The organism is Rhizobium sp. 25PS6 (genome assembly GCF_032464655.1).
GTDB classification, from domain to species: domain Bacteria; phylum Pseudomonadota; class Alphaproteobacteria; order Rhizobiales; family Rhizobiaceae; genus Rhizobium; species Rhizobium laguerreae.
The window spans coordinates 1-23,340 of record NZ_JAWDIV010000013.1 but is presented as its reverse complement, the minus strand read 5'-3'; the positions used below and the strand labels follow the sequence as shown (position 1 = coordinate 23,340).

23 protein-coding genes and 1 pseudogene are annotated in these 23,340 nt (G+C 61.2%); 11 read left to right on the top strand and 13 right to left on the bottom strand.

What is annotated here, in order from left to right:
* Nucleotides 1-22: 22 nt before the first annotated feature.
* Nucleotides 23-314: pseudogene (locus RWK44_RS19330) on the top strand (DUF2809 domain-containing protein).
* A 144-nt stretch (nucleotides 315-458) separates the two neighbouring features.
* On the opposite strand, the gene msrQ reads toward RWK44_RS19330, so the two are convergent.
* Nucleotides 459-1,115: a protein-methionine-sulfoxide reductase heme-binding subunit MsrQ gene (msrQ, locus tag RWK44_RS19325; RefSeq protein WP_316029281.1), complete on the bottom strand. Its 657-nt coding sequence runs from the start codon at nucleotides 1,113-1,115 to the stop codon at nucleotides 459-461.
* On the bottom strand, nucleotides 1,115-2,062 hold the full coding sequence (gene msrP, locus RWK44_RS19320; RefSeq protein ID WP_020049541.1) for a protein-methionine-sulfoxide reductase catalytic subunit MsrP: 948 nt from the start codon (nucleotides 2,060-2,062) through the stop codon (nucleotides 1,115-1,117). Before msrP ends, msrQ begins: the two co-directional genes overlap by 1 nt.
* Nucleotides 2,063-2,396: 334 nt before the next feature.
* Here msrP and ilvD point away from each other — a divergent pair, with 334 nt between their 5' ends.
* Nucleotides 2,397-4,235 (top strand): dihydroxy-acid dehydratase, encoded by a 1,839-nt coding sequence (gene ilvD, locus RWK44_RS19315; protein ID WP_168282613.1) that lies wholly within the window; start codon nucleotides 2,397-2,399, stop codon nucleotides 4,233-4,235.
* A gap of 58 nt (nucleotides 4,236-4,293) precedes the next feature.
* Here the strand turns inward: ilvD and RWK44_RS19310 are convergent, their stop codons facing one another.
* Both RWK44_RS19310 and RWK44_RS19305 read right to left on the bottom strand, forming a co-directional pair.
* Nucleotides 4,294-4,647 carry a lysozyme inhibitor LprI family protein gene (locus RWK44_RS19310; RefSeq protein ID WP_011651430.1) on the bottom strand — a complete coding sequence of 118 codons (354 nt, stop codon included), beginning with the start codon at nucleotides 4,645-4,647 and terminating at the stop codon, nucleotides 4,294-4,296.
* A 23-nt stretch (nucleotides 4,648-4,670) separates the two neighbouring features.
* On the bottom strand, nucleotides 4,671-5,051 hold the full coding sequence (locus RWK44_RS19305; RefSeq protein ID WP_131640318.1) for a YkvA family protein: 381 nt from the start codon (nucleotides 5,049-5,051) through the stop codon (nucleotides 4,671-4,673).
* 257 nt (nucleotides 5,052-5,308) lie between these two features.
* On the opposite strand from RWK44_RS19305, the gene RWK44_RS19300 reads away from it, so the two are divergent.
* Nucleotides 5,309-6,712, top strand: a complete 1,404-nt coding sequence (locus tag RWK44_RS19300; RefSeq protein ID WP_316029280.1) for a DegQ family serine endoprotease — start codon at nucleotides 5,309-5,311, stop codon at nucleotides 6,710-6,712.
* Nucleotides 6,709-8,025: a replication-associated recombination protein A gene (locus tag RWK44_RS19295; protein ID WP_221951688.1), complete on the top strand. Its 1,317-nt coding sequence runs from the start codon at nucleotides 6,709-6,711 to the stop codon at nucleotides 8,023-8,025. Before RWK44_RS19300 ends, RWK44_RS19295 begins: the two co-directional genes overlap by 4 nt.
* Nucleotides 8,026-8,038: 13 nt before the next feature.
* Here the strand turns inward: RWK44_RS19295 and RWK44_RS19290 are convergent, their stop codons facing one another.
* The 5 genes from RWK44_RS19290 to RWK44_RS19270 form a co-directional block, all read right to left on the bottom strand.
* A complete protein-coding gene (locus tag RWK44_RS19290; RefSeq protein ID WP_316029279.1) occupies nucleotides 8,039-8,350 on the bottom strand; it encodes a DUF1883 domain-containing protein in 312 nt (103 codons plus the stop codon).
* A 133-nt stretch (nucleotides 8,351-8,483) separates the two neighbouring features.
* A complete protein-coding gene (locus tag RWK44_RS19285) occupies nucleotides 8,484-8,747 on the bottom strand; it encodes a hypothetical protein (protein ID WP_168326423.1) in 264 nt (87 codons plus the stop codon).
* Nucleotides 8,748-8,772: 25 nt separating this feature from the next.
* On the bottom strand, nucleotides 8,773-8,955 hold the full coding sequence (locus RWK44_RS19280; protein ID WP_316029278.1) for a hypothetical protein: 183 nt from the start codon (nucleotides 8,953-8,955) through the stop codon (nucleotides 8,773-8,775).
* 117 nt (nucleotides 8,956-9,072) lie between these two features.
* Nucleotides 9,073-9,993 carry a 4-hydroxy-tetrahydrodipicolinate synthase gene (dapA, locus tag RWK44_RS19275; protein ID WP_316029277.1) on the bottom strand — a complete coding sequence of 307 codons (921 nt, stop codon included), beginning with the start codon at nucleotides 9,991-9,993 and terminating at the stop codon, nucleotides 9,073-9,075.
* 8 nt (nucleotides 9,994-10,001) lie between these two features.
* Nucleotides 10,002-10,160, bottom strand: a complete 159-nt coding sequence (locus RWK44_RS19270) for a hypothetical protein (RefSeq protein WP_155247485.1) — start codon at nucleotides 10,158-10,160, stop codon at nucleotides 10,002-10,004.
* A gap of 135 nt (nucleotides 10,161-10,295) precedes the next feature.
* On the opposite strand from RWK44_RS19270, the gene RWK44_RS19265 reads away from it, so the two are divergent.
* The gene (locus RWK44_RS19265; protein WP_316029276.1) at nucleotides 10,296-11,291 is read left to right on the top strand and encodes an alpha/beta fold hydrolase; all 996 of its coding nucleotides are present in this window, start codon (nucleotides 10,296-10,298) and stop codon (nucleotides 11,289-11,291) included.
* A gap of 42 nt (nucleotides 11,292-11,333) precedes the next feature.
* Here RWK44_RS19265 and RWK44_RS19260 read toward each other — a convergent pair whose 3' ends face one another.
* Nucleotides 11,334-12,338: a ketopantoate reductase family protein gene (locus RWK44_RS19260; RefSeq protein ID WP_316029275.1), complete on the bottom strand. Its 1,005-nt coding sequence runs from the start codon at nucleotides 12,336-12,338 to the stop codon at nucleotides 11,334-11,336.
* Between the two features lie 255 nt (nucleotides 12,339-12,593).
* Nucleotides 12,594-13,172: a nucleoside 2-deoxyribosyltransferase gene (locus tag RWK44_RS19255; protein ID WP_316029274.1), complete on the bottom strand. Its 579-nt coding sequence runs from the start codon at nucleotides 13,170-13,172 to the stop codon at nucleotides 12,594-12,596.
* Nucleotides 13,173-13,639: 467 nt separating this feature from the next.
* On the opposite strand from RWK44_RS19255, the gene RWK44_RS19250 reads away from it, so the two are divergent.
* Nucleotides 13,640-14,614: an alpha/beta hydrolase gene (locus RWK44_RS19250; protein WP_316029311.1), complete on the top strand. Its 975-nt coding sequence runs from the start codon at nucleotides 13,640-13,642 to the stop codon at nucleotides 14,612-14,614.
* Between the two features lie 39 nt (nucleotides 14,615-14,653).
* Here RWK44_RS19250 and RWK44_RS19245 read toward each other — a convergent pair whose 3' ends face one another.
* Entirely contained in the window at nucleotides 14,654-15,271 is a 618-nt protein-coding gene (locus tag RWK44_RS19245) for a carboxymuconolactone decarboxylase family protein (protein ID WP_316029273.1), read from the bottom strand.
* Nucleotides 15,272-15,334: 63 nt separating this feature from the next.
* Complete coding sequence (locus RWK44_RS19240) at nucleotides 15,335-16,870, bottom strand: sensor histidine kinase (RefSeq protein WP_316029272.1); 1,536 nt, start codon at nucleotides 16,868-16,870, stop codon at nucleotides 15,335-15,337.
* 242 nt (nucleotides 16,871-17,112) lie between these two features.
* On the opposite strand from RWK44_RS19240, the gene RWK44_RS19235 reads away from it, so the two are divergent.
* The 5 genes from RWK44_RS19235 to RWK44_RS19215 all read left to right on the top strand — a co-directional run bounded on the left by RWK44_RS19235 (nucleotide 17,113) and on the right by RWK44_RS19215 (nucleotide 23,052).
* Nucleotides 17,113-17,571 (top strand): cupin domain-containing protein, encoded by a 459-nt coding sequence (locus RWK44_RS19235; RefSeq protein WP_168282594.1) that lies wholly within the window; start codon nucleotides 17,113-17,115, stop codon nucleotides 17,569-17,571.
* 519 nt (nucleotides 17,572-18,090) lie between these two features.
* A complete protein-coding gene (locus RWK44_RS19230) occupies nucleotides 18,091-19,137 on the top strand; it encodes a LacI family DNA-binding transcriptional regulator (protein WP_316029271.1) in 1,047 nt (348 codons plus the stop codon).
* Between the two features lie 9 nt (nucleotides 19,138-19,146).
* The gene (locus tag RWK44_RS19225; RefSeq protein ID WP_168326847.1) at nucleotides 19,147-20,760 is read left to right on the top strand and encodes an acyl CoA:acetate/3-ketoacid CoA transferase; all 1,614 of its coding nucleotides are present in this window, start codon (nucleotides 19,147-19,149) and stop codon (nucleotides 20,758-20,760) included.
* On the top strand, nucleotides 20,753-21,532 hold the full coding sequence (locus tag RWK44_RS19220) for an enoyl-CoA hydratase/isomerase family protein (RefSeq protein WP_316029270.1): 780 nt from the start codon (nucleotides 20,753-20,755) through the stop codon (nucleotides 21,530-21,532). The genes RWK44_RS19225 and RWK44_RS19220 overlap by 8 nt, the downstream gene beginning before the upstream one ends.
* Nucleotides 21,532-23,052 (top strand): aldehyde dehydrogenase family protein, encoded by a 1,521-nt coding sequence (locus RWK44_RS19215; protein WP_316029269.1) that lies wholly within the window; start codon nucleotides 21,532-21,534, stop codon nucleotides 23,050-23,052. The genes RWK44_RS19220 and RWK44_RS19215 overlap by 1 nt, the downstream gene beginning before the upstream one ends.
* Nucleotides 23,053-23,340: the final 288 nt, after the last annotated feature.

Genomic DNA, 23,340 nt, shown 5'->3' with positions numbered 1-23,340 from the left:
TATAGTGACGGGACCGGCTCCATTGCGCAAAATCATTCAGGCTCGCTGTCCGCAGTTCCTTCGTCTGGCCACCTTGTTTCTTGTCATCGTTTTCGGACTGATGCTCAGGCGGTTTGGCAATGCAGCCGCAAAGTCACGCCGGCAGCAATAGCTGTCACAGCGCTACTTAGCGCGATCTCAGTGGAATTGTTCCGGCTTTATCACACGCCCTGGCTCGACGCGTTCGGCTGACCACGGCAGGCGCCCTGCTGCTTGGCCGGGTCTTTTCGCTTTGGAACATGCTGGCTTACGCAATCGGCATAGCTGCGGCCTGAGCCTTCGATCCGGAACGCCGGACTGCGTTGCAGCGCCGCGCGTCTTTTCAGACGCGCTAAGGACGCTCTATCACTTTGAATCTGCGCATAATCCTTTCCGAAAATCGATTCCGATTTTCGGGGTTATGCACTAAACCTGCCGTCTCACGAGGCCGAAGCCATTGCGCGATTGCGCGTCCGCCCTTTGCCCTTCTGTCTGTTGCGTGCGATCGGTCGGTAGGAGCGGTAGAGGATCAGCGCGATGATCAGCCCGACATAGATATATTGCTCGAGGTCGAGGATCTTGGTTGAGAGCGCGAAGTGCAGCGCCCCGCAGGCGGCGATGATGTAGACGAGGCGATGCAGCCAGATCCAGTTCTTGCCGAGCCGGCGGATCGAGAAATTGTTGGATGTCAGCGCCAGCGGAATGAGCATCGCAAGCCCGGCCATGCCGAACATGATGAAGGGGCGCTTCAGCACGTCGTTGATGACGGCGGTAATATCCATCGCCTGGTCGAGCACCATGTAGACGGTGAAATGCATCAGCGCGTAATAGAAGGTCAGCAGGCCAAGCGCGCGGCGGTAACGCAGATAGTTCCAGCCGAAGAGCTCACGGGCAGGGGAAATGGCAAGTGTTGCGATCAGGAAACGGATCGTCCAGATGCCGAGGAAAAGCTCGAAGGTCTTGACCGGATCGGCGCCGAGCTGATCGGTCGCGCCGAGATAGAAAGTCCAGGCCGCAGGCACGAGCCCGACGACATAAAGCAGCCAGACGGAGGCGGGCTGCCAGCGCTTCGGGATGGCGAGCGACAGTTCCGCCATCAGAAATTCGCCTTCAGGTCCATGCCGGCATAAAGGCTTGCGACTTCGTCGGCATAGCCGTTGAAGGGCAGGGTGGGATGGCGGCTCGCGCCGAAGAAGCCGCTCTCGCCGATGCGCCGTTCGCTGGCCTGGCTCCAGCGCGGGTGGTCGACCTCAGGGTTGACATTGGCGTAGAAGCCATACTCCTGCGGATTGGTGACCTGCCAGGTATTCTTCGGCTGCTGGTCGGTGAGCGTGATCCTGACGATCGACTTGATGCCCTTGAAGCCGTATTTCCACGGCACGACGAGGCGGATCGGCGCGCCGTTCTGGTTCGGCAGCGTTTCGCCATAGAGCCCGACGGCCAGCAGCGTCAGCGGGTGGCGCGCCTCGTCGAGGCGCAGACCTTCGACATAGGGCCAGTCGAGCGACTGGAAGAAGCCCTTCTGACCCGGCATCTCGTCTGGCCGCACCACGGTTTCGAAGGCGACGTACTTGGCGCTGCCGAGTGGCTCGACTTTGTCGAGCAGCGATGCCAGCGGAAAGCCGTCCCAGGGGATGACCATCGACCAGGCCTCGACGCAGCGCATCCGGTAGGTGCGCTCCTCGATCGGGAATTCCTTGATCAGCGCCTCGAGGTCGAAGGTGCCTGGCTTGTTGACCATGCCGTCCACCTTAACCGTCCAGGGCAGCGGCTTGAAATCGCCGGAAAGTGCGGCGGGATCGCCCTTGTCGAGGCCGAATTCATAGAAATTATTGTAGGTCGTGACGTCCTTGATCGGCGTCGCCTTCTCGTCGACCTTGTACTTGCTCTCAATGGCGGAGAGGGCCGCAGCACTCGCCTTGCCGGCGCTGTAGAGCCCCATGGCGCCAAGCGCTGCCGCGCCGAGGAATTCACGACGCCGCAGATAGATCTGGCGCGGCGTGATCTCTGATGAGGCGATCTTCGTTGGGCGATAGGTTGGCATGTTGAAATCTCCTGGGCGGATTTCTACAATATAGTCTTTAAACGACCCGCCCGCATGTTCGGATTAGTGTCTAAGCCTTGAATATTACAGACGTGAAGCCAATTTTTTGTGTTCGGTCGTGATGGAATAGGCTGTAACAAAACGTCGCGTCGAACCGTATATGATCGATGCGCCTCATGGCGCTTCTCCCCGGCGTACCGGATTTGGGCTTCCCGGTAGTGACAGCCCCCGTCGATTGGATTAGGACAATTCCAAAAAGCAGCGTTTGCCCGGCCCGCAGGCTCCATGCCGCCCGGCTTCGCCTGATAATTCCGACACGTTGAGGAAGACACCGATGCCAGCTTACCGTTCCAGAACCACGACCCATGGCCGCAACATGGCGGGCGCCCGCGGCCTTTGGCGCGCGACGGGCATGAAGGATTCGGATTTCGGCAAGCCGATCATCGCGGTGGTGAATTCCTTCACCCAGTTCGTGCCCGGCCATGTGCACCTGAAGGACCTCGGCCAACTCGTTGCCCGCGAGATCGAGGCGGCCGGCGGTGTTGCCAAGGAATTCAACACGATCGCCGTCGATGACGGTATCGCCATGGGCCATGACGGCATGCTTTATTCGCTGCCCTCGCGCGAGCTCATCGCCGACAGCGTCGAATACATGGTCAATGCCCATTGCGCCGACGCCATGGTCTGCATCTCCAACTGCGACAAGATCACCCCCGGAATGCTGATGGCGTCGCTGCGCCTCAATATTCCGACCGTCTTCGTCTCGGGCGGCCCGATGGAAGCCGGCAAGGTCGTGCTCCACGGCAAGACGCATGCGCTCGACCTCGTCGACGCCATGGTCGCCGCAGCCGACGACAAGATCAGCGACGAGGACGTTCAGACCATCGAACGCTCCGCCTGTCCGACCTGCGGCTCCTGCTCCGGCATGTTCACCGCCAACTCGATGAACTGCCTGACGGAAGCGCTCGGCCTGTCGCTGCCCGGCAACGGCTCGACGCTCGCCACCCATCTCGACCGCAAGCGCCTCTTCGTCGAGGCCGGCCATCTGATCGTCGATCTCGCCCGCCGTTATTACGAGCAGGACGACGTCAAGGCGCTGCCGCGCACCATCGCCTCCAAGCAGGCCTTCGAGAATGCCATGGCGCTCGACATCGCCATGGGCGGTTCCACCAATACGGTTCTGCACATCCTTGCTGCCGCTCACGAAGGCGAGATCGATTTCACCATGACCGATATCGATGCGCTGTCGCGTCGGGTGCCGTGCCTGTCAAAGGTCGCTCCCGCCAAGAGTGATGTGCATATGGAAGACGTCCATCGCGCCGGCGGCATCATGTCGATCCTCGGCGAACTCGACAAGGGCGGTCTCTTGAACCGCGATTGCCCGACGGTCCACGCCGAGACGCTGGGCGATGCGATCGATCGCTGGGATATCACCCGCACCAACAGCGAAACCGTGCGCAACTTCTATCGTGCCGCACCCGGCGGCATCCCGACCCAGGTCGCCTTCAGCCAGGAAGCCCGTTGGAACGATCTCGACACCGATCGCGAGAACGGCGTCATCCGCTCGGTCGAGCATCCCTTCTCCAAGGATGGCGGCCTTGCCGTGCTCAAGGGCAACCTTGCGATTGACGGCTGCATCGTCAAGACCGCCGGCGTCGATGAATCGATCCTGAAGTTCTCCGGCCCCGCCCGCGTCTTCGAAAGCCAGGATGCGTCGGTCAAGGCGATCCTTGCCAACGAGGTGAAGGCCGGCGACGTCGTCGTCATCCGCTACGAAGGCCCGAAGGGCGGCCCAGGCATGCAGGAAATGCTCTATCCGACGAGCTATCTGAAGTCGAAGGGCCTCGGCAAGGCCTGCGCGCTGATCACCGACGGCCGCTTCTCCGGCGGCACCTCCGGCCTCTCGATCGGCCACGCCTCGCCGGAAGCGGCAAATGGCGGCACGATCGGCCTGGTGCGCGAAGGCGACATGATCGACATCGACATCCCAAACCGCACGATCAGCCTCCGTGTCAGCGAGACCGAGCTCGCCGCCCGCCGCGCCGAACAGGACGCCAAAGGCTGGTATCCCACAGAAGTCCGCAAGCGCAACGTCACGACCGCCCTGAAGGCCTACGCCGCCTTCGCAACGAGTGCGGACCGCGGTGCCGTGCGCGATCTGAACGCCCGCTGACTCATCTGAACCGACGATCTACTGATTAGAAGTCAAGTGCTCTACCGACCGGTCGCATTCAAAGCGGCCGGTTGATGTTTTTATAAGACTCGCCGAGTTGCTTCAGCCGCTCGTCATAGGCAGCCTTGATGCAAGTTGCATCTGCCCCGCATTCCTGCCGTTTCTTCAGCCAGGCCGTCTGTTCGTCCTGCAATGTTCCGCGCGAACCCATCGCCAGCAGGCCGGAGAGCAACTCGAAAGTCGTCACCATCTTCACATCGGCGTCGTTGAGGGCGCGGTTGTCGCAGATCGCTTTTTCATCCGCCTTCAATTCTTTCGCATCGCAATCGAAGCTTGCTGCCTGTGCCAGGTTCGATCCAATGAGCAGGATCGCAAAGCCGAGGGCCGCTGTCGTCGTTCTTGTCGTGATCATTCATATGTTCCCATTGCTGCCGGTCAGGTTAGCTTCCGCAGTGCCAGAGCCAGGAAGATGATGCAGATGAGCCAGACGGCAAGGATGAAGATCAGTCCGACCCGGCCGGAGGGACGCTCGGTGCGCCTTGTCGCCTCCATACGAAGCTCGTTCATCACCTCTACTGGCACGAGCCGGATCGCCAGCATGATACCGAGCGGCACGATGAAGAGATCGTCGAGATAGCCGAGGATGGGGATGAAATCGGGGATGAGATCGATGGGCGACAGCGCGTAGGCGGCAACGGCGCCGGCCACCGCTTTGGCATGCCACGGTACGCGGGGATCGCGGGCGGCAAGCCATAGGGCCACGATGTCACGCTTCAGTGACTTCGCCCAGTTTTTGGCTTTTGATATCAGTTGCATGGCCAATCTTCCTGAATCAAATTCACAATGACTTCAACCGGTTTCCAAGACGCCCTCTCGCCTTGTTCTTCCATGCTTCCGCCCTCTTTCCTTTCTAGCGTCGGGCCGCAGAACAGGATGATTTTGGGCCGGTTCGGCCTAAAATCTGAATCCTGTTCGCTATTAAATAGTTAGAGCATGATGCCGTCCGAAAACCGCTCACACTTTTCGGCATCATGCTCTAAAACGTTGCTCAAGAGGATTCAAAAGGGATACCCATGCAAGGCCTGTTCAAGCGCGCCTCCGTCTCGCTATTCGCTCTCATGCTCGTTCTGCCGATTGCTGCCCATGCGCAGACGGCAAAGGCCATACCCGAGAGCCAGATGCAGATGCAGCTCTCCTTCGCGCCGCTCGTCAAACAGACGTCGGGTGCCGTCGTCAATGTCTATGCGGAAAAGACTATCCGGCGGCAGTCGCCCTTTGCCGGCGATCCTTTCTTCGAGCAGTTTTTCGGCCAGCAGATGCCGAACCGTTCGGAGAAGCAGTCTTCGCTCGGCTCCGGCGTCATCGTCGAGGCGAACGGCACTGTCGTCACCAACAATCACGTCATCGAGGGCGCCGATGACATCAAGATTGCCCTCTCGGACGGCCGCGAGTTCCCCTGCAAAGTGGTGCTGCGCGATGATCGCGTCGATCTTGCCGTGCTGAAGATCGACACCACGGCAAGCTTTCCGGCGCTGCCGATCGGCAATTCCGATTCAGTCGAGGTCGGCGATCTCGTGCTGGCGATCGGTAATCCCTTCGGTGTCGGCCAGACGGTGACGAGCGGCATCGTCTCAGCGCTTGCCCGCAACCAGGTGATCAGGAACGAATTCGGCTTCTTCATCCAGACCGATGCCTCGATCAATCCCGGCAATTCCGGCGGCGCCCTGATGAACATGAAGGGCGAACTGATCGGCATCAACACCGCGATCTTCTCGCGCGGCGGCGGCTCGAACGGCATCGGTTTCGCCATTCCTGCCAATCTGGTCAAGGTCTTCCTCGCGTCTGCCGATGCCGGCATCAAATCCTTCGAGCGCCCCTATGTCGGCGCAAGCTTCGATGCGGTGACCTCGGAAGTGGCTGAGGCGCTGGGGCTGAACAAGGCTCGCGGAGCGCTCGTCGTCAAGGTTTCGGAAGGTGGGCCGGCGGCCAAAGCCGGGCTGAAGGCCGGCGAGATCGTCACCGCCGTTGACGGGATTTCCGTCGAGCATCCCGACGCGCTGCTCTACCGGCTGACCACAGCCGGTCTCGGCAATTCGGTCAAGCTCACCGTCATCGAGAACGGCCGCGAGGAGCAACTGCCGTTGACGCTCGCCCGCGCCCCGGAAACCTCGCCGCGCGACCAGCGCACCATCGGCGGACACACGCCGTTTACCGGCGCCGTCGTCGAGAACCTGTCGCCGCGTGTCGCCGACGAGCTGCGCATGCCGCCGGAATCGTCGGGCGTCGTCGTATCCGAGGTAAAGGAGGATTCGCCTGCTGCCCGTCTCGGTTTCGAACCGAAGGATATCATCGTCTCGATCAACGGCACCGATGTGAAGTCGACCGGCGACCTGTCCGAGATGGCCGATAGCGACCCCGGCTTCTGGCGGGTCGAGATAGAGCGCGACGGCCAGCGCATCCGGCAATTTTTCCGATGAGCAACGATCTCTTCGCGCCGCGCGTTCCGGAGGAGGTCGCCGCCAGGCGGCCGCTTGCCGACCGGCTGCGGCCGAAGACGCTCGCTGATGTCACCGGTCAGGAACACCTGACCGGTGAGGATGGCGTGTTGAAAAGGATGATCGAAAGCGGCTCGCTTGGTTCGATGATTTTCTGGGGTCCGCCGGGCACCGGCAAGACGACGGTGGCACGGCTGCTTTCGGGCGAGGCGGGACTGGCCTTCGAGCAGATATCGGCGATCTTCTCCGGCGTCGCCGATCTGAAGAAGGTGTTCGAGACAGCCCGTTTGCGGCGTATGGACGGCCGTCAGACGCTGCTCTTTGTCGATGAGATCCATCGTTTCAACCGCGCCCAGCAGGATAGTTTCCTGCCCGTCATGGAGGATGGAACCGTCATCCTCGTCGGCGCCACCACTGAGAACCCATCCTTCGAACTCAACGCCGCTCTGCTGTCGCGTGCCCGTGTGCTCACCTTCAAGTCGCATGACGAGGAGAGTCTCGAGGAACTGCTGAAGCGTGCCGAGGCGATCGAGCAGAAGCCGCTGCCGCTGACGGAGGATGCCCGCGCCAGCCTGATCCGCATGGCCGATGGCGATGGCCGCGCGGTGCTGACGCTTGCCGAAGAAGTCTGGCGCGCAGCGCGCGAAGGCGAGAGCTTCGATACCGAAGGCCTGACGCGCATCGTTCAGCGCCGTGCCCCGGTTTACGACAAGGCACAGGATGGCCATTACAATCTGATCTCGGCGCTGCATAAATCCGTGCGCGGCTCGGATCCCGATGCCGCGCTCTATTATCTCGCCCGCATGTTCGATGCCGGCGAGGACCCGCTCTATCTCGGCCGGCGGCTGGTGCGCATGGCGGTGGAGGATATCGGTCTTGCCGATCCGCAGGCGCTGGTGATCTGCAATGCCGCCAAGGATGCCTATGAGTATCTCGGCTCGCCGGAAGGCGAGCTGGCACTGGCGCAGGCCTGCGTCTATCTCGCCACCGCCCCGAAATCGAATGCCGTTTACAACGCCTTCAAGGCGGCAAGCCAGGCGGCAAAGCAGAACGGCTCGTTGTTGCCGCCGAAGCATATCCTCAACGCGCCGACCAAGCTGATGAAGGGCGAGGGGTACGGCGAGGGCTATCGCTACGATCACGATGAGCCGGATGCCTTTTCCGGCCAGGATTATTTCCCGGAGAAGATGGGCCGCCAGATCTTCTACGATCCGCCGGAACGCGGCTTCGAGCGCGATATCCGCAAGCGGCTGGAATGGTGGGCAAAACTCCGCAAGGAGCGTAATCCGCGCTGAAACCGGGCAAACCTCAGGAAGCGCGCGGCGTCTTCTGATTTGCCGGCGCGGCGATCACCTTGACGGAAGATTCCGCAAGCCCGTGATGACCTTCCATATCGACGATGACATGCCAGTGACCGCTTTCCGGAACCGCGATCTTGATCGGCGATTTGCGTGCCACGCCGCCGATATATTTGAAATCGAGAACCTCGGTGAACCGCTGGAAATTCGGGGCCGTCATCAGGCGGACATTGTTCACGGCATTCAACGACACCTCGATGATCGTTCCGGTGCGTTGTTCCTTGAGATCGTAATGGGTGAAGCGGAAATTCGGTTTCGGCATCGGTCTCGTGGCGTCTGAAGTCTCTGCGCCGGGGATTTTACCAGAATGTGGGTTAAGGAAAAGTTGGAAATCGGCCGTTCAGCTCATGTCTTCGCACTCCCGCTGCATGAAAACAGCGGGAGTACGGCAAGATTTAGTGGATATTCGCGGTGCCGCGCGCAAAGGGCGCGAATTCGAGCACCGTGCCTGCGGCCGCCCTGTGGATATCGGCGGAGGGGCAGTTGCATTCCCCAGCTGCGAAATGGAGGGCGGCCGCTTCATTGATGAAGAGCCCGCCGACGAGGCCTTCGCGGTCGTGGACGATCCAGTGGCCGCTTCTCTCTCGGCCGACGGTGAAGCGGGCGGAAGGCGAGGGTGGCGTAGCGGGAAGGCTGCGGCGTTGCTGTGCGTTTGCCATTGTGGTGATCCTTCGGTCCTGATGCTCAACGGGAGATGAGGTCGAACATCATCTGGACCAGGCCAGCAAAGGCCAGCGTCATCGCAAGGCGGGGCGCAATCGCGGCAAGGCCGGAGAGCATCGAATGGGAGGGATCGGCGGCGAGTGTGCTGAGGCGGCTGCGTTGCAGCGGGTCGCTCTCGGCACTCGGTTCAGTCAGGTGTGACATCGGTTTGTCCTTTCGAAGTCTCAGCCGCCGCTTGATCGAGCGGCGGTGTCACGCTTCAAAAATAAGCTCGGGTGGATAGGGTTTCCATTTGGCGGCGAAAACGAAGATATAAAAATCTCATACGGATAACGCCATCTTCGCGCTGCTTTCGTCAACGAAGGGCGCAAGCGCCTTGCCGATGGCGAAACGCATCTCCGGCTCGGCAGCGACAAGCGGAAGGCGAAGCTCGGCCTCAAGGCCGCGCATCAGCCGAAGCGCGTGTTTGATCCTCGCCGGATCGCCCTCCGGCCCGAGGGCCGATATCAGCGGCAGCAGCCGATCCTGCAGAGAACGCGCGGCCAAAAGGTTTCCGGCCCGTGCTGCCTGCTGCATCGAAGTGAAGAGCCTTGGCAGAACGTTGGCGCCCGGCGAGATCACGCCGTCGCCGCCGGCGATGGTGAAGGCGAGCGCGGAAGGGTCATGGCCGGAAAAGAAGCGGAAGCGCTGTCGCAGGATCGGCGAAAGCCCGGCGAAGCGAGCGATGTCGCCCGTCGCGTCGCGAATGCCGACAATCCCCGGGATGGCGGCCAGGCTGAAGAACGTGTCCGTCGAAAGATCGCTCGCCGCCTGCGCCGGCGCATGGTCGACGATGACAGGCAGTCGGCTCGCCGCTGCCACCTGCTCGAAGTGGTGGATGATGCCTTTCTGCCCGGGTTTGGAATAATAGGGCACGGTGACGAGTGCGGCGGCGGCGCCGAGCGCTTCGGCCTCGCGGGTGAGTGCGATCGTGCTTTCGGTGGAGTTGGTGCCGGTGGCGGCGATGACGCAAACGCGGCCGGCCGCGGACCGGATGCTGAGGTCGATCACCTCAGCGCGCTCCTGCGGCGAAAGCGTCGGGCCTTCCCCTGACACGGAGCAGACAGCAAGCCCGTCGACGCCGCTGAGGATCTGCCATTCTGCAAGCGCCCGAAACGCCGGCCTGTCGAGGCCGCCATGGCGAAAAGGCGTGACAAGAGCGGTGATCGCGCCGCCAAGGCGCGGCATTCTCGCCGTTTCCATGGCGGATCTCAGAGCGCGCCGAAAATGACGTAGAGTTCGACGCAGGCGAGCACCACGCCAAAGACGATCAGCGCCTGGGCGGTGCGCTTTTCGCGCATCTGCCGGCTGCCGCGCTTGACCCTGTGTGGGCGAAAGCGCTGGAAACCGGAGGACATGACATTTCGCATGGCATTTGACCTTTGCAGTGATGGCGAAAGCCTACTGCTGGGCGCGATAGGAAATCCATTCGGAGCGGGGCACGAAAATATAGGAACGGCATAAAGGCCGATGCGCGAAATTTCGAAGCGTGCTGTCGGAAAGACATGAGCGCCGCCGTCCTTGCGGTATCGATGCAAACACGGAGCAAGGACATGTCGAAGATGACGCTGATTTCGATGATCGCAACGGCTGCCGCATTCCTGGCAGCGCCCGGTATATCGGGCGCCGACAGCAGCACGCCTGTTATCGAGGAGAAGAAGGCTGCAGCGCCGATTGTCAGGAAGGGAAGTCTGCCGGTCAACGGCATCGATTATTATTACGAGATCCGCGGCGAGGGCGAACCGCTGCTGCTCCTTCACGGCGGCCTCGGGCAGATCGAGATGTTCGCGCCGGTCATGCCTGTTTTCGCCGACCACCGGCAGGTGATCGCCGTCGACCTGCAGGGCCATGGCCGCACCCCGCTCGGCAACCGGCCGATCGAGCTTCCGGCCATCGGCGCCGATCTCGCAATCCTGGTGAAGCAGCTCGGTTACGACAAGCTCGACGTCTTCGGCTATTCCTTCGGCGGCGGGGTGGCGTTGAACATGGCGGCGAACGCGCCCGACCAGGTGCGCCGGCTGGTGATACTCTCGGCACCCTATGCGCAGAACGGCTTCTTCCCGGAGATGCTGCCGCAGCAGGCGGCCGTCGGCGCCGGTATGGCCGACATGATGAAGGACACGCCGATGTTCCTCTCCTACAAGGCGGTGGCGCCTGACGTTTCGGAATTTCCGAAGCTGCTCGACGCCATGGGCGCGCTGATGCGCGAACCCATCGACTATAGCGATGCCGTCGCCAAGCTCACCATGCCGGTTATGCTGATCTATGGCGATGCCGACATGATCCGGCCCGAGCACATGATCGACTTCTACCACAAGCTCGGCGGCGGTCTGCGCGATGCGGGCTGGATGCGGGAAAACATGTCGAAGAACCGGCTGGCGATCCTGCCCGATCTTACCCACTACGAGACCTTCGCCTCGCCCCTCATGGCGAATGTGGCGATGACCTTCCTCGCTGGTGGCGGCAAGGCGCCGAACTGGGCCGACCAGGTCGGAAAGTAAGCGAAGGCGGCTGGGTTTTTCCCGGCCGCCCTTCCTCCGCAATCAGCTGCCGCGCTGGTTTTCCCGATCCAATTGGGTCACCAGCGCCAGGATCGTTTCCGAAACCGGCGTCGGCACGGCGCTCAGGCGTCCGAGCGCCACCACCATGCCGACCAGCGGCGTGATTTCGAGCGCCTTGCCGCCGATCAGATCCTGTAGCATCGATGTGCGCACGCCGCCGATATGGCGCGATTGTTCCAGCCGCTGTTCGACGGTCATGCTGAACCGCGCACCCAAGGCCTCGCCGACGGCGCGGACCTCACTCATCACCCTGCCGACCGTAGCCGAAAGGGCGGGATCCGCCATGATGTCGGTCATCAGCGCCCTGGTCAGCGCGCTGATCGGGTTGAAGGCGGCGTTGCCCATCAGCTTGCTCCAGATCTCGCCGCGGATATCAGCTGTCGTCGTAATGCTGAGGCCGGCGCCGGTCAGCACCGCGGCGATCGCCTCGAGATCGGGCGAGATGTCGCCGGAGGGCTCGCCGAGCACGAAGCTGCCGTTGTGGGAAAGCTGGATCTCGCCGGGGTTGATCACCTCGGCACCCTGATAAGCGACGCAGCCGATGACGCGCTCCGGCCCGATCAGCCGCCAGAGCCTGCCGCCGGGATCGAGCTCATCGAACTGCAGCTCGGCATGCCGGCTCTGGGTATCGCGGTGAAAATACCACCACGGGATGCCGTTGAGGATCATGACGACGCGGGTGCCCTCCTTGAGGAGGCCTGCAATGCCTTCGGCAGCGGGTGCCAGCTGATGCCCCTTGAGGCCGGTGATGACGAGATCCTGCGGCGGCAATGTCATGGGATCGTCGGTCGCGGTGAGGCGGACATTGAGCGGCCTTTCCGCATCGGCTTCGCGCAGGCGGAGACCGTTGTCGCGGATGGCGTCGAGATGCGCCCCACGCGCGACGACGGAGATGGTGGCGTCGTTTCCGGCCTGGCGTGCCAGCTTGGCGGCGATAGCGCCGCCGAGCGCCCCAGCGCCATAGATGCAGATGGACTTGATGGACATGCTCGCCTCTTCATGGTGGTGATCGAACCTAGATCTAGGCCATGAAAGGCGTAAGGCGAATGCTAATTTGCCGCAAGCAAGGCGAGCGGGCGCCAGACGGTGAGCCTTTGCGCGATCGCATGCTGCTCTTCGATTATGGCCACCGTATCGCTGCGGTCCTCTTCTCGCTCGCGAGCGTGCTGGCGGACCGGGCTCTCTGATATCAACGAGAAGCGTTGACAGGGAAGAAGTCGGTGCCGTCAGCGCGATCCAATGTCAAAGCTGACTGCCATCAGCACGCATTCCGGCAATCGTCTGAATCGCTTCAAAATAAACCGCCAGGTCGCGGGCAGGATCCGCCGGGAGCGCGGCCGCACGAAACACCTTGCCTCCCGTCGCCTCAACCCCTCCGTCGATCATCAGGTTGTCGGCCATCCCGTGGTTTTCGATCGCAATGCCATCCGGTCCGCGTGGGCGCCCGCTCGTCTCATCGATATCGAGTCCCGCATACCAGATCGAGCGAACACGCAGACCATAGTTGTCGGGATGATTGGTATAGGCGAAGACCGCTTTTCCCAGCGCAATCATGAAGCCGATCTCGTAGACCGTACCCGGATCGGCGCTGACGCCTCGAAAAGGAGTGATGTTGGCAAGGCAGATCTCGGCTCGACGCATGGCGTCGTCATTGCGTGCGTAGATCTCTGCGGCCGTCCGCTTCACCGGCGTCTGGTTTTCGTCGCTACCGGGACCGGTCGGCTCGAAGCCGAACTGGCGCGCCAATCGGCGTTTCTCGGCCATGATGGGCATGGCGTCCGGAAGAAAGACTTCCGGGCCGGCAAGGTAAATGGTGGTCATCGGTATCCTTCACTCACAAGCAAGACGAGGCGCCGAGGGCAGGGGACAACCAGGCACGTCGTCCATTTCCGACGGAAGCGCGGCAAATGGCAAGCCATGCTGGCAGCCATTGTTCAATTTTTTAAGAGCAGTCTGACGAATCCACAGGGAACGGGCAGCTGCCGACTTTCATTCCAGGCAGAGCGGAGGGACGTCCAGAGGATCCGCCCTATCTCCGTCATCGAGCAGCCGCCTGATATGGACGGCCCTCAAGGCGGCATCGACCGCACCCAGGCCCGGACGGGTGCGGCGATGTTCGTGGAATGAAAAAGCTGGGGGTTCGCGCCTGTCACCCTTTTGACTCCGGTGGACGAACCGGCCAAAGATGCCACCTTGGCCAGCATCGTCGGGAGAGGTTGATGAACGGTCGGATTTTGCCAGCTGGTATTCGAAGAGCCCCAAAGCGGCTCAAATGTCTGTTCCCCGCTTTGGCTGCACTGACGCTGCTCGCCTCGGCGGCGGTCGGGCGGGACATTGGGCCGCAAAGCCCGGCCTCGCGCGAACAGGTCGAAAAACTCGTCGGCCTCTGGAAAGATCACTTTGCCGGCGCCGATAGCCTGCAGCAGCAGCGAACGGCCTTCAGGACGCTGATGGAGACGACGCCGGGGCCGACGCGCATCCAGGTGCGGCAGGTCGATGCCGACGGCGTCGACGCCGAGCTGATGTGGCCTGCCCGTCTTCATCACCCGATCGGCCAAAGGGTAATTCTCTATATTCATGGCGGCGGTTTTTCCAGTGGCTCCATTCGCACACATAGCCTGCTTGCCGGCTCGCTCGCCAAGGCCGCATCCAGCGACATTCTTCTCATTGATTATCGGCTGATGCCGGAATATGGCTATCCCGCGCAGATCAACGACGCGCTGACCGCCTATCGCTGGCTTCTCGACAACGGCTATCGGAGCGAGAATGTCATCGTGGCCGGAGACGGCGCCGGCGGCAATATCGCGATCGAGACGGTGCTGCGGCAGATGCGAGCGGCGAAACCGCTGCCGGCGGCGGTGATTGCACTCAGCCCCATCACTGATCTTGCCGCGACGGGCGGCTCGATGACATCGAATGCCGAAAGCGATCCGCTGGTCAGCAAGATGTCAATCGAGAGCTTGCGCAAGACTTATCTCGGCAGCCGATCTCCGACCGATCCCCAGGCGTCGCCGCTCTATGCCGACATGATCGGTTTTCCGCCGCTGCTGCTGCAGGTCGGCTCCGGCGAAGTCCTGCTGGACGACACGCTGCGGCTCGCCGACAAGGCGCGCCAGGCGGGCGTGGATGTCACCACCGAGGTCTGGCCGGGCATGCCCCATCAGTGGCAGCTGTTTCCCTCTCTGCTCGACGATGCCGATCGGTCGAGCCAGAATATCGCCGAATTTGCGATCCGGCATTTTGCCGACAAACCGCAGGAATAGGGCCGCAGGACCAGGCGTCCTGGCGCCTCCGTCATCGCATCATTGCGCGCGAGACGGTGACGGCGCCAGAGGCCGCTCGACTTCCCGGCCGACGCTGAGCGCCTTTCGCACATTCGGTTCCAGCAGCTCGATATAGGCGTGGTCGGGTGCAGCGCCCAGCGCATCCAGCATTTTCGAGAAGAAACACCGGGCCGCTGCCGCAGCCGTGACGTCGAAGACATCGGCGTCGCTCAGCCCATGTTTCTTTAGCCCGTCTATATCCTGCTGCGTCACCGACGTCGCATCGCGCGCCACCTTGGCGGCAAAAGCCATGATCGCGCGTTCGCCGGCATCGATCGGCGCCTTTTCCGTCTCGTTGACAACAGCCGTCAGCCCGTCGCTGGTGAAACCCTCGCGCAGCAGCACCGAGCCGTGCGCCAGCATGCAATAGGAGGATTTGAGCTCCTTGGCCGCCGCCAGCGTCACCAGTTCGTAGCGCCGCAAGCTCATATGGCCGCGAATGCTCGATAGCAGCGCCGCCCAGCTCTCCATCACCTCCGGCCGATGGCCGAAGGCCCGGTACATGTTCGGCAGATAACCATAATTCGCCTCGGCCGACGCATACATCGACGTCGTCTTCTCGCTGGCGGATGCGTTGGGGGTGTGAATGAAAGCCATGGCGTGATCCTCCTCTATAGTGAGAAGGATAGGGTAGATATGCAGGACAGCAATCCTGAAACGTCAGGCAGCGTTATTGGCCGCGGAAGCATTGCCACTTCTCTTGATGGGAAGGGTTACGGTAAACGTCGATCCGCATCCTCTTGCGCTTCGAACCTCTATCGAGCCGTTGTGCAGTTCAACGATCTGCTTCACCAGATTGAGGCCGATACCGGTTCCAGCAATCCCGGTCGACGTCCGGGCACGAAAATAGCGCTGGAACAGCCGGGGCACGTCTTCGGCATCGATCCCCACGCCATCATCGCTGATCGAAACTTTGACGTTTCCCGTCTCTGCCCATGCGGTGACGCGAATTTCGGAGGTTCCAGGCGCGTATTTGACGGCATTGGAAAGCAGGTTGGTAAAGACCTGGGCCAACGTGCGGGGATCGGCATCGATGAACTCCGGCAACCCATCGATATCCAACACAAAGCTGTGCGATTTTGCAATCGTCGACTGCCGCTCGCAACATGTTTTTATCAATGATCTCAATGCGCAGGCGTCGTAATTGATATCGATCTTGCCGGTATCAAGGCGTCCGGCTGACAGGATGCTCTCCATGAGATCGACAATCCGGGTCACCGATGCGCGGATTTGATCGACCTTGTCGCTGAGAAATTCGGGCTCGACCGCCCCCCTTTTTCGCAACAACCGCTGGGCAGCAGCGTCGATGATGGCAAGCGGGGTCCTGAATTCATGGGATGCCATCGCCACGAACTGCCGTTGCAATTCGTTGATGTTCCGCTCCTGCGCCAGCATGCGCTCGAGCTCCCGCGCCTGCCGCTCGACTTCCGCCGTGCGGCTCTTAACCGTCGCTTCGAGCTGATCGTGATGCCGGCGCAGCTCTTCGGCAAGTCGCACGGTCTTTGTCACGTCCTCATGCGTGGCTACATATCCACCCGTTTGCATCGGATTGTGGGTGATCTTGATAACGCGTCCATCGGCCAGGACGATATTTTGGCTGGCCGGCGCACCGCGTGCGGTCGCTTCGAAGACCACGTCAAAATAGGCGGCGGTATCGGCCGGGCCATTTCCCTCGCGGCTGCGATAGGCCAGGATATCCACAAGTGGCGTTCCCGGTTGCGTCAGCAGGTCCGGCAGATTGTACATTCGTGCATAGGAGGCGTTGCACAGAATGAGATTCTTTGACGAATCGAACATGCACAGCCCATGCGGCATATTGCTGAGGGCTGCGTCGAACCGGCGATGTTGCTCAGTCAGGCTGTCTTCGACGCGAATGAGGGTCGAGATGTCCTCGTAGCTGAGGATCCAGCCTCCATCCTTCGACGGCGCGCAGGTCAATGCGACCATCCCTCCGTCGGAAAGGGCAAATTGAGACGTGGGCGCTGCACCGGCCATCGACCGGCGGGATGCCACTGCACGGCAGTCCGCAGTGCCCGGCAATCCGTCGATATTCATGCCTTTGCGAATGGCTCCTTCCGCAAGGCCGAGAATATCAAGCGTGCGGGAATTGAAAGCCGTCACCGTACCGGCAGGATCAAGCAGAACAATGCCCTGAGGCAGGCTCTCCAGGATAGATTCAAACAAGAGTGGCATCATCCGGTCCTGCTTCAGATCTGGCGCGTTGCATGTATCCGTAGCATTCGTCAGAAACGATAAAGTTTCGCTAATGTCTATCGTCGGGAATTCCTCGACGGAAACCTGGAAGAGAGCGGGTCGCCGCAGCATGGCCTGTACTGGCTTTATTGTCCGACGAATGGCTCATGCTAGTTTGCCGGTGATAGCGCTTGGCAATGATCGTGTGGGAGCGAAACCCCGAAATTCCAATAAGGATGATCGCTATGAGCAGCATGGAAACGAAAGAGTTTGTTCTGGCCGGCGTGGTTATGAAACGCCTACTGTCCGGCCGGCAGATCAACGGTCAGTTCTGCCTCTTCGAAAACATCAGCGGCGGAAACACGAAGACGCCGATCCATGTCCACGCCGAGGACGACGAAACCATCTACGTCATGGAGGGCGCCCTGACCGCCGTGGTCAACGGAGAAGGGCACAGATTGACCGCTGGTCAGAGCATCTTTCTCGAGCGCGGGGTGCCACATCAACTGATGAATATGAGCGGCCGGCCGGCACGCTATATCCTGATCGATACGCCGGCTCTCTTCGATCAGTTCCTTGAAGAAGCTGGCCACGAACGCCGGCAAGGCGAAGTGGCCGTACCGCCGACACCCGAGGAGGTTGAACGCCTCAGAACGGCTTCCGCGAAATTTGGCATCACCCTGCTGTCCGACTGGCCCGCTTGATTTGATTATCGCGACCGTATTGCGATAGCCGATCCAGGGTTCAATGAAGACGCTGTTTTGCTTGCTCCGGCAGGCTGCGGCGAACCGTATGTCGACTTCAGATGGAACGCCAGGCTGAGCAGTAGATAGTCGTCCCTGTTGGACCAGGAAAGTCTGCTAGAGCGCCGTGCGTTCTTTCGGACGCACAAAGACGCTCTAACTCTTTCAATCCTCTTGGAATGGCAGCGGCGAGGGACTTCAGAAGCCCTTCCTGTTTTTCTTAGAAGGTCTTGTCGCTTCGACGGAAATAACGGACGAGCCCGAATCTTCCACATTTTTGCAGAAACATCGACATAGGCTTCTCAGGCAAGGGCAATTTTTAGATCGTTCCAATTTCTAAGATGGGATTCCAGCGCTACGAGAAGGGCAAAAGTCTGCCATAATGAGTAGGTTTATAACAATCCGCACAAATTTCTCTTGACATATTTGGAACGTTCCAAATATTTAAGCAATCAGTCGACGTTGGTGTCGGGAGGGGAAATGACAAAGGCGCGGGTAACCGTCATCGACATCGCGAAGGCCGCCGGCGTCTCGAAATCGACGGTTTCGCTGGTGCTTCAGGGCTCCTCCCTGGTCAATGAAGGGACGCGTACCAAGGTTAATGCCGTGATGCGCGAGCTGGGCTATGTCTACAATCGCGGCGCAGCCAATCTTCGGCAGGCCGGCGCCAAATCGCGGATCATCGGGGTCGTGGTGAACGACCTGACGAACAGCTTCTTCGCGGAACTGGCGGTCGGCGTCGATATGGTCGTTCAGTCGGCCGGGTTCGTGCAATTCCTGTCGAACACCAGCGAGAGCATCGACAGGCAGCGCGAGGTTGTCGCATCGATGCGGGAACATGGCATTTCCGGGCTCATCGTGTCGCCGGCGCGCGCCACCGATGCCGCAGACTTCAAGCCGCTTGTCGCCGCGGGGATTCCGGTGGTGGTCGTCGTGCGAAACCTGCCCGGCGCCAAAGTCTCGTCCGTGGTCTCCGACAATCAGGCTGGCATGATGTCCGCGGTCAAGCACTTGGCGGAGCTTGGCCACAAGCGCATCGCTTTTCTCGGCGGCTTTCCCGACACCGCTGTCTTCGACGACCGCCTTGCCGGTTACCGAAGCGGCATGGAGGCAGCCGGGCTCGACCATCACCAAGAACTTGTCATCTCGTCCGCGCCTTCGCGAGCCGGCGGGGTAGAGGCGATCGGAAAAGCAATCCTTCTTGCCGACAAGCCCACGGCAGCCGTCTGCTTCAACGATGCCGTCGCCTTCGGTGTTTGCGATGGATTGCGTGCGCGCCGTCTGGAGCCCGGCTCCGACTTCGCAGTCGTAGGTTTCGACGACGTCATCGAGGCTCAGGCAGCGGTTCCCGCGCTCACGACGATCTCGGTCGATCCGCAGGGCATCGGGCGCCGGGGCGCGCAACTGCTTTTGAAGCAGATCAATGCAGGCAAGGCCGAGGCGGAGACGGTGACAACAGCCGTTCGGCTGGTCATTCGCGAGAGCTGCGGAGCCCGCCAGAGCGTAAAAATCGAAACAGGACTCTGAGTAATGCCGATGAAGAAGCATCTCACCCCCACCGAAGCGGCCGCGCTGATCCCGGATGGCGCTGTTGTAACGGTGTCTTCCTCGAGCGGTCTCGGTTGCCCGGACCTCATGCTGAAGGCGATTGGCGAGCGTTTCGATGCGACCGGTCATCCGCGGGATATCACGACCCTTCACCCTATCGCCGCCGGCGACATGAGCGGCATCAAGGGCATCGACCATATCGCCAAGAAGGGGCTGCTCAAGCGCATCATCGGTGGTTCCTATCCGTCCGGTCCGTCATCGTCAGAGCCGCCGCTGATCTGGCAAATGATCACCAACAACGAAATCCCGGCCTACAACATTCCCTCGGGTATCCTCTTCGATATTCATCGCGAGGCCGCCGCGAAGCGGCCAGGCGTCCTGACCAAGATCGGGATCGACACATTCGTCGATCCCAAGCGGCAGGGTTGCGCGATGAACGGCCTGGCGTCGGAACATCCGGTGGTCAAGCGCGTGAGCTTCGAGGGCGACGACTGGCTGTTCTTTCCCTCGATCGCCCCTGAGGTCGCCATCATCCGCGCCACCACCGCCGACGAGCGCGGCAACCTGACATACGAACATGAAGGCGCCTATCTCGGCGGCCTCGATCAGGCGCTGGCCGCGCGCAACAACGGCGGCATCGTCATCGCGCAGGTCAAGCAGATCACCAAGGAAGGCTCGCTGAAGCCCCATGACGTTCGGGTGCCTGGAATGCTGGTCGACTATGTGGTCGTCGATCCGGAACAGAAGCAGACGACGCAGACGCAATATGATCCGGCAATTTCCGGGGAGATCTTCCGCCCGCTCGATAGTTTCAGCGTTCCGGAATTCAATGTTCAGAAAGTCATCGCGCGCCGTGTTGCGCAGGAACTGCAAGCGGGAAGCTGCGTCAATCTCGGCTTTGGCATATCGGCCAACGTGCCGCGCATTCTGCTGGAGGAAGGGCTTCACGGCGCGGTCACCTGGGTCATCGAGCAAGGCGCGGTCGGTGGTGTGCCGCTGCTGGACTTCGCCTTTGGTTGCGCCTCCAACGCCGACGCCTACATGCCGTCGCCCTATCAGTTCACCTATTTCCAGGGTGCAGGCTTCGATGCATCGCTGCTGTCCTTCCTCGAGATCGGCAAAGACGGTTCGGTCAACGTCTCCAAGCTCTCCTTCCGGCCGCATGTGACGGCTGGCGCCGGAGGTTTCGTCGACATCACGGCGCGCGCGAAGAAGATCGTCTTCTCCGGCATGTTCAATGCCGGAGCGAAGCTTTCGATCGTCGATGGCGCTCTTCTCATCGAGAAGGAAGGCAAGCTGAAGAAGCTCGTGAACGAGGTGGAACATGTCACCTTCAGCGGCAAACGCGCGATCGAGCAGGGGCAGGACATCACCTATGTCACCGAGCGGTGCGTGATGAAGCTGACGCCCGGTGGCGTCGTCCTCACCGAGGTTGCCCCAGGCGTCGATCTCCAGTCCCACATCCTCGATCAGTCGGAGTTTCCGCTGATCGTGGCGCCTGATCTGAAGGTCATGGACGCCGCGCTTTTCCAGGAGACAAACATCGGCCTGTCCCTTCCAGAAAAGAGGGCACGGACGCTGGAGGGCAGCTTCCATGGCTAGCGGAACAATCAGAATTGACGTCGATGGACATGTTGCGACGCTGACGATTTCTCGTCCGGAGAAGCTGAACGCGCTCGATCTCGACATGCTCAAGGCGTTGGCGGACGCGGCCGACGCGGTAGAGGCGAACGCCAATGTGCGCGCTGCCATTCTCACGGGCGAAGGAAAGGGCTTTTCCGCCGGCGGCGATATCAAGGCCTGGGGCGGAATGTTGCCTCAGGAGTTTGGTCATCTCTGGGTTCGCCACGGCCACCGTATCTTCGAGAGATTGGCGACGCTCCGGATGCCGCTGATCGCGGCTCTGAATGGCCATGCCCTTGGAGGAGGGCTTGAACTTGCAGGAGTCGCTGACATTCGCCTTGCCGAGGAACAGATCAAGATCGGTCTCCCGGAAACCGGCCTTGGCATGGTGCCGGGCTGGTCCGGGACCCAGCGTCTTGTGCGCCGGTTCGGGGCGCAGGCCGTCCGGCGCATGGCCTTGGGCGGCGAGATATTCACCGCCGAGGAGGCCCGCCTGCTCGGGATCGTAGACGCGGTCGTCCCCACTGGAAACGCACTCAATGCTGCCAGGGACTATGCTGGGCGGATTGCCGCAAGGGGGCCGGCTGCGACGGAGATCGCGAAGTTGATGATCGCATCGGCAAACGGCGAAGACAATGGAACCGCGGTCGAAGCCCTGGGTTCGATCCTCGCTGCGAAGACCGGCGATCTGAAGGAGGGCGTCGCATCATTCAGCGAGAAGCGCCCGGCAACGTTCAAGGGAGAATGGTAATGACGGTCCTCGTCAACCCCACCGCGCTCAGCGACCACAAAGCGCGTGATTTCAAGATGCTCATCGATGGCAAATGGGAGGCAGGCGCCTCCGATCCGATCGAGCGTGTCGCGCCAAGCCATGGTGTCGTGGTCAGCCGGTTTCCGACCGGCAGCAAGAGGGACGCCGAGCGCGCGATCGCTTCGGCACGCAAGGCGTTCGACCTCGGGCCGTGGCCCCGAATGACCGCTTCCGAACGTTCCGCCATCCTGCTCGAGGCTGCCGATTTGATCGCGGCGCGCGCAGAGGAGTTGGCATTTCTCGATGCTATCGAGGCGGGAAAGCCGATCACCCAGGTGCGGGGAGAAATTGCAGGCTCCGTCGACATATGGCGCTACGCGGCGGCTCTTGCCCGCGACCTCCATGGTGAAAGCTACAACACGCTCGGCGATGGCACCCTGGGTGTCGTCTTGCGCGAAGCGATCGGCGTGGTGTCGATCATCACGCCTTGGAACTTTCCGTTCCTGATCGTCGGCCAGAAGCTGCCATTCGCCTTGGCCGCAGGTTGCACGACCGTCGTCAAGCCCTCGGAACTGACCTCAGGATCGACGCTGGTGCTGGGAGAGATTCTGCAAGAGGCAGGCATTCCGGATGGCGTCGTCAACATTGTCACCGGTACGGGACCTGAGGTCGGCGCGGTCATGACGTCGCATCCCGACGTCGACATGGTGTCCTTCACCGGCTCGACCGGTGTCGGAAAGCTGACGATGTCGAATGCCGCACAGACGCTGAAGAAGGTCTCGTTGGAACTTGGTGGGAAGAACCCGCAGATCGTCTTTCCGGATGCCGATCTCGATGCCTTCATCGATGCCGCGGTCTTCGGCGCATACTTCAATGCCGGCGAGTGCTGCAATGCCGGCTCGCGGCTGATCCTTCACAAATCAATCGCTTCCGATGTCGTCAAGCGGATTGCCGAGCTGTCGAAGGCGGTGAAGGTCGGCGACCCGCTCGATCCTTCGACGCAGGTCGGCGCCATCATCACGCCTGAGCATCTGGTGAAGATATCAGGATACGTCGCCGGCGCGAGGGGCAGCGGTGCCCGGGTCGCGCATGGCGGCGAGACGCTTGACCTCGGCATGGGGCAGTTCATGTCGCCGACGATCCTCGAAGAGGTCACCCCTGATATGGCAGTGGCGCGCGAGGAAGTCTTTGGCCCGGTGCTTTCGGTCCTGACATTCGAAACTGCAGCCGAAGCGATCAGCATCGCCAATTCCATCGACTACGGCCTGTCGGCCGGTGTCTGGAGCCGCGATTTCGACACCTGCCTGACCATCGGCCGCTCGGTGCGAGCCGGGACGGTCTGGATGAACACCTTTATGGACGGCGCCTCGGAACTTCCCTTTGGCGGTTACAAGCAAAGCGGCCTCGGCCGTGAGCTCGGCCGCCATGCGGTTGAAGATTACACCGAGACCAAGACGCTCAACATGCATATCGGCAAACGCACCAACTGGTGGATGCCGCAGACAGAAAAGCTGGCTTAGCGTATCGGCCCGAAAATCGGAATCGATTTTCGGAAAGCACGATGCGTCGATTCAAAGTGTTGCAGCGCCCTTTGCGCGTCTGAAAAGACGCGCGGCGCTGTAACGGCGGCCAAACTACGCTCGAGGAGGGCGGGTGACTGGTGCGGGAATGGGTCCCGCACCTTCCAAATGTAAGACTGGGAGGTCTTTCGATGAACAGGTTTTTGACCACGACTGCAATGATCGCATTGGCTCTGGCCGGCGCCAGCGTGTCCGCCCACGCCGCTGACGTCAAGGAAGTGCAGATGT

Excerpts from the sequence above, each read along its gene's own strand:
- msrQ (WP_316029281.1), bottom strand. The coding sequence starts at position 1,115 with ATGGCGGAACTGTCGCTCGCCATCCCGAAGCGCTGGCAGCCCGCCTCC.
- msrP (WP_020049541.1), bottom strand. The coding sequence starts at position 2,062 with ATGCCAACCTATCGCCCAACGAAGATCGCCTCATCAGAGATCACGCCG.
- ilvD (WP_168282613.1), top strand. The coding sequence starts at position 2,397 with ATGCCAGCTTACCGTTCCAGAACCACGACCCATGGCCGCAACATGGCG.
- RWK44_RS19310 (WP_011651430.1), bottom strand. The coding sequence starts at position 4,647 with ATGATCACGACAAGAACGACGACAGCGGCCCTCGGCTTTGCGATCCTG.
- RWK44_RS19305 (WP_131640318.1), bottom strand. The coding sequence starts at position 5,051 with ATGCAACTGATATCAAAAGCCAAAAACTGGGCGAAGTCACTGAAGCGT.
- RWK44_RS19300 (WP_316029280.1), top strand. The coding sequence starts at position 5,309 with ATGCAAGGCCTGTTCAAGCGCGCCTCCGTCTCGCTATTCGCTCTCATG.
- RWK44_RS19295 (WP_221951688.1), top strand. The coding sequence starts at position 6,709 with ATGAGCAACGATCTCTTCGCGCCGCGCGTTCCGGAGGAGGTCGCCGCC.
- RWK44_RS19290 (WP_316029279.1), bottom strand. The coding sequence starts at position 8,350 with ATGCCGAAACCGAATTTCCGCTTCACCCATTACGATCTCAAGGAACAA.
- RWK44_RS19285 (WP_168326423.1), bottom strand. The coding sequence starts at position 8,747 with ATGGCAAACGCACAGCAACGCCGCAGCCTTCCCGCTACGCCACCCTCG.
- RWK44_RS19280 (WP_316029278.1), bottom strand. The coding sequence starts at position 8,955 with ATGTCACACCTGACTGAACCGAGTGCCGAGAGCGACCCGCTGCAACGC.
- dapA (WP_316029277.1), bottom strand. The coding sequence starts at position 9,993 with ATGGAAACGGCGAGAATGCCGCGCCTTGGCGGCGCGATCACCGCTCTT.
- RWK44_RS19270 (WP_155247485.1), bottom strand. The coding sequence starts at position 10,160 with ATGCGAAATGTCATGTCCTCCGGTTTCCAGCGCTTTCGCCCACACAGG.
- RWK44_RS19265 (WP_316029276.1), top strand. The coding sequence starts at position 10,296 with ATGAGCGCCGCCGTCCTTGCGGTATCGATGCAAACACGGAGCAAGGAC.
- RWK44_RS19260 (WP_316029275.1), bottom strand. The coding sequence starts at position 12,338 with ATGTCCATCAAGTCCATCTGCATCTATGGCGCTGGGGCGCTCGGCGGC.
- RWK44_RS19255 (WP_316029274.1), bottom strand. The coding sequence starts at position 13,172 with ATGACCACCATTTACCTTGCCGGCCCGGAAGTCTTTCTTCCGGACGCC.
- RWK44_RS19245 (WP_316029273.1), bottom strand. The coding sequence starts at position 15,271 with ATGGCTTTCATTCACACCCCCAACGCATCCGCCAGCGAGAAGACGACG.
- RWK44_RS19240 (WP_316029272.1), bottom strand. The coding sequence starts at position 16,870 with ATGATGCCACTCTTGTTTGAATCTATCCTGGAGAGCCTGCCTCAGGGC.
- RWK44_RS19235 (WP_168282594.1), top strand. The coding sequence starts at position 17,113 with ATGAGCAGCATGGAAACGAAAGAGTTTGTTCTGGCCGGCGTGGTTATG.
- RWK44_RS19230 (WP_316029271.1), top strand. The coding sequence starts at position 18,091 with ATGACAAAGGCGCGGGTAACCGTCATCGACATCGCGAAGGCCGCCGGC.
- RWK44_RS19225 (WP_168326847.1), top strand. The coding sequence starts at position 19,147 with ATGAAGAAGCATCTCACCCCCACCGAAGCGGCCGCGCTGATCCCGGAT.
- RWK44_RS19220 (WP_316029270.1), top strand. The coding sequence starts at position 20,753 with ATGGCTAGCGGAACAATCAGAATTGACGTCGATGGACATGTTGCGACG.
- RWK44_RS19215 (WP_316029269.1), top strand. The coding sequence starts at position 21,532 with ATGACGGTCCTCGTCAACCCCACCGCGCTCAGCGACCACAAAGCGCGT.